Source organism: Pedobacter sp. L105, assembly GCF_009765875.1.
GTDB lineage: Bacteria > Bacteroidota > Bacteroidia > Sphingobacteriales > Sphingobacteriaceae > Pedobacter.
In genome coordinates, this window is sequence record NZ_LMUP01000009.1 from 414,069 (window position 1) to 427,703 (window position 13,635).

Sequence of the window (13,635 nt, forward strand, 5' to 3'; positions counted from 1 at the left end):
GTTTAAATTAAAATCTGCCATTTATGAAAGTCCTTGTTTATGATGATTTGAATCCGGGTAAGCTGGGTGAGAAAATAGATAAGGTGAGTAAATTCCTGGCAGCAGGTGATTTCCCTGCCGCCGATGCGAAGAAGATGAGCAATGGTTATTACCGGGCAAAACTGGATGATACCAACCGCTTATTGTTTGAGATTGGAAGATATAAGGGTGAAACTTACATTTTCATTCTCGAAGTTATCCATAATCATACTTACGAAAAATCGAAATTTCTGAATGGCGCAAAGTTAGATGAAAATAAACTGGTTCCGTTATATGCCGAAGCGGATATACCTGAATCAGAAATGCGGGCGGTAAGTTATATCAATCCCCGAAAAAATTCCTTTCATTTACTGGACAAGATCCTTTCTTTTGATGAAATGCAGGAAGAAATACTTTTTCTCCCGGCTCCGGGCATCATCATCGGCTCTGCCGGAAGTGGTAAAACAGCTTTAACTCTGGAGAAGCTTAAGATGTTGAAAGGTAACGTATTGTATACCACGCTTTCTTCTTACCTGGTGGAAAATGCAGGCCATTTGTATTCTTCATTTGGTTATGAAAACGATTTGCAGGAAGTTTCCTTTCTGTCCTTTTATGAATATTTGTCGACAATCTCTATGCCGCCCGGCAGAGAGGCCGATTTCATCAATTTTGAACGCTGGATATCCAGGTATACCCAAAGCCATAAAATTAAAGATGCCTATAGGATATTCGAAGAATTTAAAGGGGTGATCACAGGTTCAATGATAGATAAAGCCTGGCTTTCACTGGATGAGTACCTGGCACTAGGCATTAAGCAATCTATTTTTTCTATTGCCGAACGCGGGCAGGTCTATGATCTGTTTACGAAATATTTGGCATGGATAGCTAGAGGTGAGTATTTTGATAGTAATATTGTTTCTTTTGAGCTGCTGCATCAGGTAAAGCCTATATACGATTATGTAATCGTTGATGAAGTACAGGACCTGACCAATGTACAGCTGATGCTGATCTTAAAGTCACTTCGCCATCCGGCAAATTTTGTACTCTGCGGTGATGCCAACCAGATTGTTCATCCTAATTTCTTTTCCTGGGCACAGGTGAAAACCCTTTTTTATAAGCAGGACCTGAAAGCTAACATTATCAGGGTACTGGCAACCAATTACAGGAATACCCCAGAAGTAACAGCTTTGGCCAATCAGCTTCTGCTGATCAAAAATGCCAGGTTCGGTTCTATCGATAAGGAAAGTAACTATTTGGTGATCCCTAATTCTAACCAGACAGGTAAGGTAGAATATCTGGAAAATAATAACAAGACCAACATAGAGCTTAATTCAAAAACCAACTTGTCTACAAAGTTTGCAGTGCTGGTACTTAGAAATGAGGATAAAGCTGCGGCAAGAAAGTTTTATGGTACCCCCTTACTTTTTTCTATACAGGAAGCCAAGGGATTAGAGTATGAAAATATTATCCTTTACAATACGATCTCTACTTATGATAGTGAATTCAGGGAGTTAACGCGGGGAGTAACAAAAGATGACCTGCTTCCTGAAAACCTTACTTTTGCAAGGGCCAGGGATAAGGCTGATAAATCGCTCGAAGAGTATAAGTTTTATGTGAATTCTTTATATGTGGGGATTACCAGGGCGGTGAAAAACCTGTTCATGATCGAAGCAAATAAGAATCATGCTTTACTAGGCTTATTGGGACTGATAGATTTTAAGCAGGAATCTTCGTTAACCAATCAAACTTCAAGTAAGGATGAATGGCAGCAGGAAGCCAGGCGACTGGAAATGCAGGGCAAGCAGGAGCAGGCCGATGCCATAAGGGAACAGATACTGCAGCTTAAACCCGTAACGTGGCAGGTAACCACCCGGAAAGATTTTCCTGAGTTACTGGCACAAGCCTTAAATCCTGAAGTGTACAATAAGAAAGCTAAAGACAGGTTTTATTTTTATATCGTTTTATATAATTTTAGAAAGTATGGCGTCCCTCTGGCCAACCTAAAATATCGTCTGGCAAGGGATTGGGTAACCACCGGCGACGCAGAAATTAATTTAGGATTGATCAATTTATTTTTTCTGGATAACCTTAAAGGCCTGGAACCCCATCTAATGAAGTATGGAATGGACTTTAGAAATGAGGTGAATTTAACTCCATTGATGTGCAGTGTGATGATGAATTCGAAGAAGATAATGCATTATCTTTTAGAAAATGAGGCTAAAGTAGATCTGGAGGATAATTTAGGGAGAAATGCTTTTCAATTAGTTTTACGCCAGAAATACGTGTATCCGGGAAATGATCCGGGCATACTGAATGAATTTTACCATCAGCTGAAACCAGAAAGTATAAAGGTAAAGATCAATAACCAGCTGGTGAAGATCGGCAATCACCAGGCCGAGTTTGTCATGCTCAATATGATGCTGGTAACGATGTCTATGCACCTTGCAAATGGCTGTAACCGTTTAGGCCAGCCCCATAATATTGAACCGCACTCAATTTTCCCCGGTTTCCAGACGGCAGATTTTATGGAGTTTTTTGACCATATAGCTGATCATATTGTTCCTGAATACAGAACCAGACAGGCTTATATTTCTTCCGTTTTGAGTAAAAATGAATTGAATAGGGAAGGGTCGGGGAATAAAAAATTATTTGTAAGACTTAAAAAAGGACTATATGCGCTACATCCGTTGATGGAGGTCTTGGTAGCCGGTAATTGGGTAAATGTTTATGATAACATTGACCTTGATTTTGTTATAGAAAATTATGAGGAACATTTGGTGTATTATCCTAAATTGTTGCGCCTGTTCCGTGAACAGCTTAGCCAAAACCCGGATGTTGTGCTGGATTCGGTAACGCTGCACAGTAATTTTTAATTTTTACTTCTATTGCGGACATGAACTTTTGTGTAGACCTATATTTTGTGCCGATATAGAACAGCTTGTCCGATACCGGACGTTTTTAAAACCTGTAAAATTTGTAAATTACTGTATTGTAGCCGTTTATGCGTGGCATGTCCTTTGAATTGAATGGTTAAATCATTCGTTATGGATAGCAATATAGAACAACACGTAGTCATTGCCAGAAAAAGGAAAAATGTAATTTATATTTTTTCTGGTATTGTACTATTGGCTGTTTCTATATGGTGTTTGCGTTCTGCTTTCGCTTCCACATTAACCAGATCCCAGATCATTACGTCAACAGTGGAATGGGGAGAGATGGAAAATACGGTTAATGCTGCAGGGGAAGTTCTTCCGGAATTTGAAGAAGTGATCAGCAGCCCTATCAGTGCTTCTATTCAAAAAGTATTAATAGATGCCGGCGCACCTGTTAAAGCAGGGCAGTCAATTCTTACCCTGGATAAGTCTGCCACACAGATGGAATATAGTAAGCTGAAGTTCCAGCTGGAATCCAAACAAAATGATATCCGTAAAATTAAGCTTGACCTTGATAAGAGTTTCTATGATATCAAATCCAACAATGCAATTAAGCAGTTACGTATCAATAGCTTAAAAGCTGCAGTAGAAAATGCAAAACGTCTGTTGAAGGCTGGCGGGGGCACAAGGGAAGATATTGAACAGGCAGAACTCAACCTGCAGGTAGCACAGCTGGAGAAAAAGCAGCTGGAAAATGAGATTTCCAATAAACAGCAGACGATGCGCCTGCAAATCAAAGAGGTAGAGCTGGCGGCAAGTATACAGCAGAATGAACTTACCGAGTTATCCCGAAAATTAAAACAGGCAGATGTATTAGCCGGCAGAAGCGGCGTGGTTACCTGGGTAAATAAAAATATTGGCGCTGCAATACAGCCTGGTGAGGTCATCGCGCGCATCGCCGATCTGTCCAGTTTTAAAATAAAAGGAACAATTTCCGATAGCTACATTGATCAGTTAAGGAACGGTATGACAGCGATTATCCGCATCAATGATTTGCAGGTACGGGGAAAGGTGGTTAATATTTACCCTGCCGTACAAAATGGAGTGGTCTCTTTTGATATCCAGCCTGACGACCGCAATAGTAAGCTGTTCAGGCCAAATTTAAAAGCAGATGTATTTTTGGTGACTGCACATCACCATCATGTTTTGCGGGTAACTAACGGTCCGGCTTTTAAAGGGGGAAGGGCAGAATATATTTATGTGGTAAAGGATGGGATGGCTGAGAAAAAGTTGGTGCAAACAGGGCTGAGTAATTTTGATTATGTAGAACTGAAGGATCAGGTTAAACCAGGTGATGTGATCATTACCTCAGATATGAGCGAATTTAAGAACAGTAGCGAAATTAAAATACAACCTTAGCTATGAAACTCTATTTTACTTTCTGTCTTATTTTTTTAATGGTAGTTTTTAATCATTTTAGTCTGCATGCCCAGGATACACTGAACCTTAATTTACAGGAGGTTGTAGCTATGGCTAAGGACAGGTCTATTGCCTCTAAACAGGCTGCAACATTAAAAGAAACACATTATTGGGAATGGATGACCTATAAATCAAATTATCAGCCACAGTTGTCGCTGAGCGGAACTTTACCAGGATACACCAAGTCTTCCGTTGCCGTGATCCAGCCAGATGGAACAACTGTCTTTCAATCCGTAAATAACAATAATTCTTCCCTTGCGCTCGCTTTTAGCCAGCAGGTAACACAAACCGGAGGAACAATATCCGGTACTTCCAGCCTGCAGCGCTATGATAATTTTAGTGATCACACCAGTTTATATAATGGAGCACCTTACGGAATAGCTTACACCCAGCCGTTGTTCCAGTTTAACCAGCTGAAATGGGACAAACGTATAGAGCCGCTTAAATTAAGCGAAAGTCAGCAGGCTTATATAGAATCGATGGAACAGATTGCCATGACTGCCAGTGATTATTTTTTTGCTTTGCTGCTGGCACAGGTTGATCTGCAGATTGCAGAAACCAATCTCAAAAACACCAGGAGCATTATGCAGATTGCCGATACAAAATTTGAGATGGGAAAAATTACCCGGAATGAGATCCTGCAATTGCAACTGGAAGAACTGAAGGCACAAAAGGCTGTAGGTATAGCCAGAAGGGATATGGAACAGTCCACTTTCGACCTGAAAGCTTATACCGGCCTGCAAACTACAGGCGGGATTAGGTTGCTGATGCCTAAATCTACTATTGATATGAAAATTGGTGCGGAAAAAGCACTGGCGGAGGCATTTCAGAATAGGTCTGACGCGATCGCTTTTGGGCGGCGGCTGGAAGAAGCCAAACGGGATGTAGCTAAAGCTAAAGGAGATAATGGCCTGAATGCCAATTTAAATACGGCACTGGGCTTTTCTAAAAGTGCGGTAAAGATTGGGCAGGTGTATCAGTCGCCGCAAGACCAGCAGTTGGTAGAGCTCACCTTAACTATTCCTATTTTAGACTGGGGGAGGCAAAAGGCAAGGACAAAAACAGCACAGGCCAACCAAAAATTTACACAGTATTCAGTAGAGCAGGACAAGCAGATATTCACACAGAAGATCATCACAGAGGTTAATTTATTTGACATGATGCAGGGACAATTAGTGCTCACGGCAAAAGCAGAAGAGATTGCCGCAGAAAAATACCAGATTGCTAAAGAACGCTATGTATTGGGGAATTTGAGTATCACCGACCTGAGCATCGCTTTCCAGGAAAATGACCAGGCCAAACGTGATAACATTAACTCCTTAAAAGATTTCTGGGGAGCTTATTATCAGCTTCGCTACCTTTCCCTATACGACTTTGAAAAAGATCAAAAGATAACTTATAACGCTAATTAATTTGATGATATGATACAACTAAACAATATTGAAAAAGTTTACCGTACGGATACGATTGAAACACTGGCTTTAAATAACATTAGCCTTCATGTGGAAAAGGGAGAGTTCCTGTCTATTATGGGGCCATCAGGTTGCGGTAAAAGTACCCTGCTCAATTTGATGGGACTGCTGGATATGCCATCCAGGGGGGATGTTTTAATCGACCGTCAAACAACACAGCAAATGCCAGATGCACAACTGGCACATTTCAGAAACAGTAAGATTGGCTTTATTTTTCAGAGTTATCACCTGATCAACGACCTGCAAGTGCTGGACAATGTAGAATTACCTCTGTTATACCGGAAATCCACAGCTAAAGAACGTAAAGAGCGGGCCACTGAAGCATTGATCAAAGTAGGTTTAGGCAACAGGATCAAACATTTTCCTACACAATTATCTGGCGGGCAAAGACAGCGCGTAGCGATAGCAAGGGCAATTGTTGGCCGTCCGGAGATCATTCTTGCTGATGAGCCTACGGGTAATCTGGACAGTGCAATGGGCGACGAAATTATGAACATCCTGCTGGAATTAAACAGGGTAGACGGCACCACCATTGTGATGGTTACCCATGATGCAAATATGGCGCAGCGCACCCATCGCCTGGTACGTTTGTTTGATGGTTCACAGGTATTATAATCTTTATAATTATGCTCAAAAATTACTTTAAAATCGCGATTGCTGTATTAAAAAGGAGGAAGTTTTTTACTTTCATTAGTCTGTTTGGTATCAGTTTCACACTGACCATCCTGATTGTGCTGACTTCTTTTCTAGATCATTTGCTCAGTCCTTCTTATCCTGATATAAACAGGGATAGAGAATTGTATATCAATAAAATGATATTCAGGTCGACAAAAAATGATTATTTCAATGGAGGTTCACCTACCTTATATTTTTATCAGCATTATGTTTCTACCTTAAAAACCCCTTATAAGCTGGCAATCTATACGGAGGCTGAGAATACCAATGCTTATCAAAATAATAAGAAGATAGTTTTCGAACAGAAATATACAAATATTGCCTATTGGGAAGTTTACCAATTTCAGTTTATAGAAGGTAAACCCTATAATCAACAGGAATTGAAAAATGCAGATCATGTAGTGGTCATCTCAGAAGATGCAAGGGATAATTATTTTGGCAAAAATGTTCTGGCAACAGGGAAATATCTGGAAGCGAATGATATAAAATATAGGGTTACTGGTGTGGTAAAAACAGCTCCCTATTTAGACTTTTACTGTTATGCAGATCTTTACCTTCCCTATACGTTATCTAAGCAGGATCTTAAAACCCGTAATTTGATGGGCGGTTTTTCTGCTACTATGCTGGCAGATTCAAAGACCGATCTTCCGAAGATCAAGGCAGAATATTTGGAGATGGTTAAAAAACTACCTATTGATAAAACAGAAGATAATATGAATGTGATCAATAGTTATGCGGATTATTACCTGGAGGGCTACAGCCGTAGTCTTTCTTCGGAACCTGATAATGGATTGAGTACACTATATTTTTATTTCGGCCTGTTCATCTTTTTCTTTATGCTGCTGCCAACCATCAATCTGGTCAATATCAATATCAGCCGTATTATGGAAAGGTCATCTGAAATAGGGGTAAGGAAAGCCTTTGGAGCATCCAGTAAGACCCTTACGTATCAATTCATTGTAGAAAATTTAATCTTAACCTTTCTTGGTGGTGTATTGGGGATTGTCCTTTCATCAATAGTGATTTATCTCATCAATAGTGCTGAGATTGTTCCAAATCTGAAGATGCATATTAATCTGACTGTGCTGTTCTATGGTTTGTTGGCATGCCTGATTTTTGGTCTGTTATCTGGTGTATACCCGGCATGGAGAATGTCTAAACTAAATGTGGTTACCGCATTAAAAGCAAATAATTAATCAAATTAAAAGAACTACTATGTTAAGGCATCTATTCAAATTGATCTGGAATAAAAAGAAGGAAAACTTCTTATTGATTTCAGAAATCTTTATCTCTTTTATCGTCACTTTTGCGGTATTTACTTTACTGGTGAATTTCTACCGGAATTATAAAAAACCTGCAGGTATGACTTATGAAAACGTATGGACTGTAAACATTGGTTCTACAGGGTTGTCAAAAAATAAAGATTCACTGTTATTGGTTCATGAAAACCTTAAAAATGCCTTGCTTTCTTTACCTCAAATAAAAGCAGTGAGTTATACCGGCAATAATACTCCATTTTCTAATTCATCTACAATGAGTGGTCTATCTTATCTCCATCATGATGTCTCCAGAGTTGATATGTACAGAGGTGAAACATCTTATGGAAAAGTACTTGGCTTAAAGCTAGTTAGTGGAAGATGGTTTGAAAACCAAGATAGAGCAGTTAAATATTCTCCCATTGTGATCAATCAGGTGGCAGTAGAAAAATTGATGATTAAAAATCCTGTAGGTACGGTTTTAGGTAATAAAAACGAAAATCAGTTGAAAATTATTGGAGTAGTTGAAGATATGAAAGATAAAGGTGATTTTCTGGCGCCAGGCCCAAAAATGTATACCATTAGTGATACCGGAAGTGTTGCCTACATGAGTACAATACTCCTTAAAGTTTCTCCTGATGCAGACGCCAATTTTGAAAGTAAGGTTTACAAGCTCATTGCAAATTCATCCAAGGGCAGTAATGTAGAAATAGGCCATTTAACTGAAGCCAGAAGGAAAAAAAATCTGGAAGTGTTAATTCCGATGATTATTTTAATGATCATTTCTAGTTTCCTGATCTTCAACGTAGCATTAGGATTATTTGGTGTATTGTGGTATAACATCAGTAAACGCAGGGGGGAAATTGGTTTACGCAGGGCTATTGGCGCCAGCGCATTTAGTGTCTCTTCTCAATTGGTTGGAGAAGCATTAGTACTGGCAACTTTTTCCCTGATCATTGGATCTTTCTTTGCCATTCAGTTTCCTTTGTTACATGTTTTTGATCTTCCGGCTCCTATTTATCTGACTTCCCTGTTCCTTTCAATTGTATTTATTTATCTTTTGGTTATATTTTGCGCGCTTTATCCTGGAAAACACGCGGCTTCGATTCATCCGGCAGTTGCATTACATGAAGATTAACGATATTTTTGATTTATAATAAAAATAGATGATCCTGATCATAGATGATGATATAGCTGTACGTACTTCCCTTTTACTTTTGCTGGAACAAAAGAAATATGCTGTGGTGGCTGCTGCTACAGCAAACGAAGCCCTTTTGATCATGAGTAAAGAAAAGATCTCTCTGATTATCCTGGATCTCAATTTTTCTATTGCAACCAGTGGCAGAGAGGGAATGCATTTACTGAAACAGATCAGGGAATTAAATGCTGCGGTTCCGGTTATCCTGATTACTGGCTGGGCTAGTATTGAACTGGCTGTAGAAGGAATGAAACTGGGGGCTAATGATTTTATCAATAAACCCTGGAATAATGATTATTTGCTGCAATCCGTAAAAACATTGCTCGATTTGCAGCATGCCGGAGGTAAACCTTCGTCGCGTAAGCAACTGGATAAACAATATGATTTTCAATCTATAATCGCAGAGGACGAGAAAATGCTAAACCTGCTGGAAATAGCAGGCAGGGTTGCTCAAACAGATGCTTCGGTACTGATCACCGGAGAAAGTGGTACTGGAAAGGAGTTGATTGCCGAAGCCATACACCACAACAGCCTGCGCCGTAACCGGTCTTTTATAAAAGTAAATCTGGGCGGTATTTCTACTTCTTTGTTTGAAAGCGAGATGTTTGGTCATGTAAGGGGGGCTTTTACAGATGCACGTACCGACCGTATAGGAAGGTTTGAAATGGCTAATAAGGGAACGATATTTTTGGATGAAATAGGCGATCTGGATGCAGGCAGCCAGGTAAAACTGCTCAGGGTGTTACAGGACAGGACTTTTGAAGTTCTGGGAAGCAGCAGAACAAAAACAGTAGATATCAGGGTAATCTGTGCAACCAATAAAAACCTAACCGAGATGGTAGCTAAAGGCACTTTCAGAGAGGATCTTTTATACCGGATTAATCTGATTACACTAAAACTACCTCCATTAAGAGAAAGGAACAGTGATATCCCTTTACTGGTAGATTTTATGACCGCTAACCTTAAAGAACTTTATAACCGCAAGGAGATTAGCATTACGCCAGGGGCGATGAAATGGTTAAAACAACTGCCGCTGCCGGGTAATATCAGGCAGCTGAAAAATATCGTGGAAAGATCTGTTCTGGTGAGCAGGTCGTCACAGCTGGATATTGAAGACTTTAAATCTCAATTGGAAGGCTCGGTATTTAAGTCTGTTGAGCCTCAGTTACCCGAAGTAGGCAGCCTTACGCTCGAAGAAACGGAAATTCTGATGATCAAAAGAGCTTTGCAGTTTCACCATCACCGTATCAGTAAGGCAGCAGTGGCGTTAGGCTTAACACGAAGTGCATTATACAGGCGCCTGGATAAATATAATATACCTTATGATAAAACTTCGGACTAAATACCTGCTTTTTGTTATTGCCGTACATGGGATAGCACTAGGCATGAGCTTTTATATTTTTCAGGAATCTAAATTGTTTTTTATTCTGGCCGAACTTGTCATTTTTGGTTCTTTATTGATTTCCTGGCAACTGTTTAACCAGATGATCAGGCCCTTGAAATTGTTGGTAAATGGTGCACAGGCGATAAAGGATAGGGATTTTAACGTGAAACTGGTAGAAGTTGGCATGCTGGAAATGGATCAGCTGATCAGGGTATACAACCAAATGATAGAAGAATTACGTAAAGAAAGGACTCAGCAACAACAGCAACACTTTTTTTTAGAAAAGCTGATTATTAATTCACCGGTAGGTATAGTTATTCTGGATCACGACAACAGGATACAACAAGTAAATCCTGCAGTGAAAAGGATGGCGCATACCATTACCATAGAAGGCTGGCTGCTGAAAGATATTGATCACCCTATTTATAATGCAATAGCTAATTTGCTGCAGGAGCATAAACAGGGTGTTACCCTTCATGGTGCTGAAACCTATAAAATACAGGTTTCGGAATTTATCGATCAGGGTTTTCCAAGACGTTTTATCATTGTTCAGGAGCTGACTACAGAATTGCAGGAAGCAGAAAAAAAGGCTTATGGAAATGTGATCCGAATGATGGCACATGAAGTAAATAATACGATCGGTCCCGTAAATTCTATTTTACAATCTGCCTCTACCTGGTATCAGGAAACTGAAACAGCGGGCAGTTTAATTAATGCGCTGGAGGTAGCCATAGAACGGAATAATAACCTGAATAAATTTATGCGTAACCTGGCAGATGTGGTGCGCCTGCCCGAACCTCATAAAGTATCGTTGAATGTACAGGAGATGATCTTTTCGGTCACCACTTTATTAGCTGAGAGTGCCAGAATAAAAGGAATAACCTTTGTCTATGATTTTCCTCTTATCCCCCTTGAAATCAACGCAGATCAGCTGCAAATGGAACAGGTACTGATCAATATTGTTAAAAACGCTATAGAGGCTATCGACCAGACAGCAGGTGGAAGGATTGTATTTATAACAGCAAACCTGCCCCGGCAACTAACCATCAGAGACAATGGTAAAGGAATATCAGAAGAATTGATGCCGAAGTTATTCAGTCCTTTTTTTAGTACCAAGACTGATGGACAGGGGATAGGCCTTACATTGATCAAAGATATATTGATCAATCACAGTTTCCAGTTTAACCTGGGTGTAAATACCGATGGTGAAACAGAATTTACCATTTTAGCTTAGCTGAAATAACAAATGGCAGTCCCTTTTGCTGAGGGGCTGCCTTTTTCTATTGTCAATAGACTGTAGAGGTAATGAAATGGCGCCTGCAAAAGCAGGTTTAATTATAGACCAAAAGAATAAGCTACCCTTAATCCCAATATACCGCTGTGGGTACCATTGTCATAAAACTCGCCGATGTTCTGATAATTAACACCTGCATCGATACTATTTTTACCACCTACGTTAAATAACACGCCAATTTGTGGCTCATATACAAATGCAGCAGCTTTGGTATAACCTAAACTTGTTTTGTTGGTTACAAATGCGGCACCTGCTTCACCTTGTACATACACATTTTTAATAAAGAAGTATTTCAAACCAGCTTTAACAGGAATCAATTGCATATCCGGAGCTGTAGTTGTGTTACTGGCAAATACATCGGTAAAACCGGCTTTAACTGTATAGTAGAACTGATCTCTGATAATTGGCATATCGGCCTCAACGGAAGCACCTCCACTCCAGTTGTAATTGTTTTTTAATTTACCTAGTGGTAATCCGGCATCAAGACCTATACTTAATCTGATTCCAGATCCGTCAGTCGTTGATTTAGGCGTGCCGTCTTGTGCATTTGCATTGATAGTAAAAACTGATAATAATGATAAAGCTAAAACACTAATTTTAATTGAATTTTTCATGATTGTATTTATATAAGATCGTACTGTTGTTTTTATATTATCTGTAGATAATGGTTAAGATATTATAGATTCCAAAATAAATTGGAAGTAATTTGCTTTTGAGGTTTTGTAAGTTTTCTGATTTCATGATCTGTTGTTTCTTATTGACAAGTCAAAGGTAAGACCGATCTGAAGGCCTATCAATACCAATAAATCGGTTAGAAAGACCAATTTTTCCGTTTATCACTTTATGCGATCACGGCAGTGTCATGAGAAAGGAAACAGAGGGGTTTACCGGCTTTTAAACTCTGAAGGATTAACCCCGGCGAAGCGTTTAAAGAAGCGGCTGAAGTGGGAGCTGTTATCAAAGTTTAGCTGTTCTGCTATTTCTTTTACACTTAATCCCGAAGAGGATAATAAATATTGCGCTTCCAGGAAAAGACGGTTGTGAATTACATGCAGTGCATTCTGGCCGGTTTCACTTTTAACGATTTCAGTGAGGTATTTTGAAGACACAAAAAGAAGGTTTGCATACTCCTGTACGGTTTTCAAATTTAAGAAACGGTCCTGTACCAGTTTTTTGAACTGGTTAACCAGTTGATATTGTCTGCTCAAATGCCGGGTTGAGTTTAACAGGCATTTTTCACATGCCCTGTTCATCTCATAAAGTAATTCCATTACCATCAGTTTGATCAGGGGCAAATGAAAAGCATTTTCTTCCACGCTCTCGTGTTTTATCTTTTCATATAAAGCTTTGATGGAGATAAAGCTTTTTTCGGATACACCATAAATTGGGGGATAGTCAGGGTTAACGTCCAACAGGTTATCTAAAATATTTTCCTTTAGAAAATTAGTGGTCAGGAATTCTTTTTTAAACTGAATGCGGTATAACAACAGATCCTCAGATGATTGTTCACTGGAATGGATATATGCGGGGGAAACAAGGTGTATAGAATGAGGATAAACATCAAATACAAAATGACCTATTGTTCTTTTGTAACTTCCGCTCAAACAAAAAACCAATTCATAATCATCGGTTTTTGCAGGTATACCATCATAAACACTATCCCTTTCCAGGGATATGGCAAAACCATCTATAACTGCAGCAAGTTTATGGACTGGGGATGAATGATCTTTTGATCCTGCAAGTGTATTTAAAACCGGTAAATTAATATCCATTATTCTTATGTGTTATAAAAATAATAAGAATAACAGGGATAACTAACGATTACAGGATTAAACAGTAGAAATGATTTTACCGTGGCAATCCTTTTCTAAGTATAAAACAATTAATTAATATGTATATACATTTATATAATATTCTGTAATGTATGATTTTGAATTGTTTTACAGCTATTTGAAAGATATTTATATCAATAATGATGTTTTTAAT

Annotated in this window: 10 protein-coding genes; 8 read left to right on the forward strand and 2 right to left on the reverse strand. The window is 39.1% G+C overall.

The window, feature by feature from the left end:
- The first annotated feature begins 23 nt into the window (after positions 1-23).
- The 8 genes from GSQ84_RS20175 to GSQ84_RS20210 all read left to right on the forward strand — a co-directional run bounded on the left by GSQ84_RS20175 (position 24) and on the right by GSQ84_RS20210 (position 11,589).
- Complete coding sequence (locus GSQ84_RS20175; RefSeq protein WP_158799146.1) at positions 24-2,891, forward strand: UvrD-helicase domain-containing protein; 2,868 nt, start codon at positions 24-26, stop codon at positions 2,889-2,891.
- 171 nt (positions 2,892-3,062) lie between these two features.
- Complete coding sequence (locus GSQ84_RS20180) at positions 3,063-4,310, forward strand: efflux RND transporter periplasmic adaptor subunit (RefSeq protein ID WP_158799147.1); 1,248 nt, start codon at positions 3,063-3,065, stop codon at positions 4,308-4,310.
- Positions 4,311-4,312: 2 nt separating this feature from the next.
- On the forward strand, positions 4,313-5,782 hold the full coding sequence (locus tag GSQ84_RS20185) for a TolC family protein (RefSeq protein WP_158799148.1): 1,470 nt from the start codon (positions 4,313-4,315) through the stop codon (positions 5,780-5,782).
- A gap of 9 nt (positions 5,783-5,791) precedes the next feature.
- Positions 5,792-6,457: an ABC transporter ATP-binding protein gene (locus GSQ84_RS20190; RefSeq protein ID WP_158799149.1), complete on the forward strand. Its 666-nt coding sequence runs from the start codon at positions 5,792-5,794 to the stop codon at positions 6,455-6,457.
- Between the two features lie 11 nt (positions 6,458-6,468).
- Positions 6,469-7,713 (forward strand): ABC transporter permease, encoded by a 1,245-nt coding sequence (locus GSQ84_RS20195; RefSeq protein WP_158799150.1) that lies wholly within the window; start codon positions 6,469-6,471, stop codon positions 7,711-7,713.
- Between the two features lie 19 nt (positions 7,714-7,732).
- A complete protein-coding gene (locus GSQ84_RS20200) occupies positions 7,733-8,911 on the forward strand; it encodes an ABC transporter permease (RefSeq protein WP_158799151.1) in 1,179 nt (392 codons plus the stop codon).
- Positions 8,912-8,939: 28 nt separating this feature from the next.
- The gene (locus GSQ84_RS20205; protein WP_158799152.1) at positions 8,940-10,313 is read left to right on the forward strand and encodes a sigma-54 dependent transcriptional regulator; all 1,374 of its coding nucleotides are present in this window, start codon (positions 8,940-8,942) and stop codon (positions 10,311-10,313) included.
- On the forward strand, positions 10,294-11,589 hold the full coding sequence (locus GSQ84_RS20210) for a PAS domain-containing sensor histidine kinase (protein WP_254070933.1): 1,296 nt from the start codon (positions 10,294-10,296) through the stop codon (positions 11,587-11,589). The genes GSQ84_RS20205 and GSQ84_RS20210 overlap by 20 nt, the downstream gene beginning before the upstream one ends.
- Before the next feature lie 101 nt (positions 11,590-11,690).
- On the opposite strand, the gene GSQ84_RS20215 is transcribed toward GSQ84_RS20210, so the two are convergent.
- Together GSQ84_RS20215 and GSQ84_RS20220 are read right to left on the reverse strand one after the other, a co-directional pair.
- On the reverse strand, positions 11,691-12,263 hold the full coding sequence (locus tag GSQ84_RS20215; protein ID WP_158799153.1) for an outer membrane beta-barrel protein: 573 nt from the start codon (positions 12,261-12,263) through the stop codon (positions 11,691-11,693).
- Between the two features lie 270 nt (positions 12,264-12,533).
- The gene (locus tag GSQ84_RS20220; RefSeq protein ID WP_158799154.1) at positions 12,534-13,421 is read right to left on the reverse strand and encodes a helix-turn-helix domain-containing protein; all 888 of its coding nucleotides are present in this window, start codon (positions 13,419-13,421) and stop codon (positions 12,534-12,536) included.
- Between the last annotated feature and the right edge of the window lie 214 nt (positions 13,422-13,635).

Bases quoted from the DNA above. Each gene is read 5' to 3' on its own strand.
- GSQ84_RS20220 (WP_158799154.1), bottom strand. From the start codon at position 13,421: ATGGATATTAATTTACCGGTTTTAAATACACTTGCAGGATCAAAAGAT.
- GSQ84_RS20185 (WP_158799148.1), top strand. From the start codon at position 4,313: ATGAAACTCTATTTTACTTTCTGTCTTATTTTTTTAATGGTAGTTTTT.
- GSQ84_RS20180 (WP_158799147.1), top strand. From the start codon at position 3,063: ATGGATAGCAATATAGAACAACACGTAGTCATTGCCAGAAAAAGGAAA.
- GSQ84_RS20215 (WP_158799153.1), bottom strand. From the start codon at position 12,263: ATGAAAAATTCAATTAAAATTAGTGTTTTAGCTTTATCATTATTATCA.
- GSQ84_RS20190 (WP_158799149.1), top strand. From the start codon at position 5,792: ATGATACAACTAAACAATATTGAAAAAGTTTACCGTACGGATACGATT.
- GSQ84_RS20205 (WP_158799152.1), top strand. From the start codon at position 8,940: ATGATCCTGATCATAGATGATGATATAGCTGTACGTACTTCCCTTTTA.
- GSQ84_RS20195 (WP_158799150.1), top strand. From the start codon at position 6,469: ATGCTCAAAAATTACTTTAAAATCGCGATTGCTGTATTAAAAAGGAGG.
- GSQ84_RS20210 (WP_254070933.1), top strand. From the start codon at position 10,294: ATGATAAAACTTCGGACTAAATACCTGCTTTTTGTTATTGCCGTACAT.
- GSQ84_RS20200 (WP_158799151.1), top strand. From the start codon at position 7,733: ATGTTAAGGCATCTATTCAAATTGATCTGGAATAAAAAGAAGGAAAAC.
- GSQ84_RS20175 (WP_158799146.1), top strand. From the start codon at position 24: ATGAAAGTCCTTGTTTATGATGATTTGAATCCGGGTAAGCTGGGTGAG.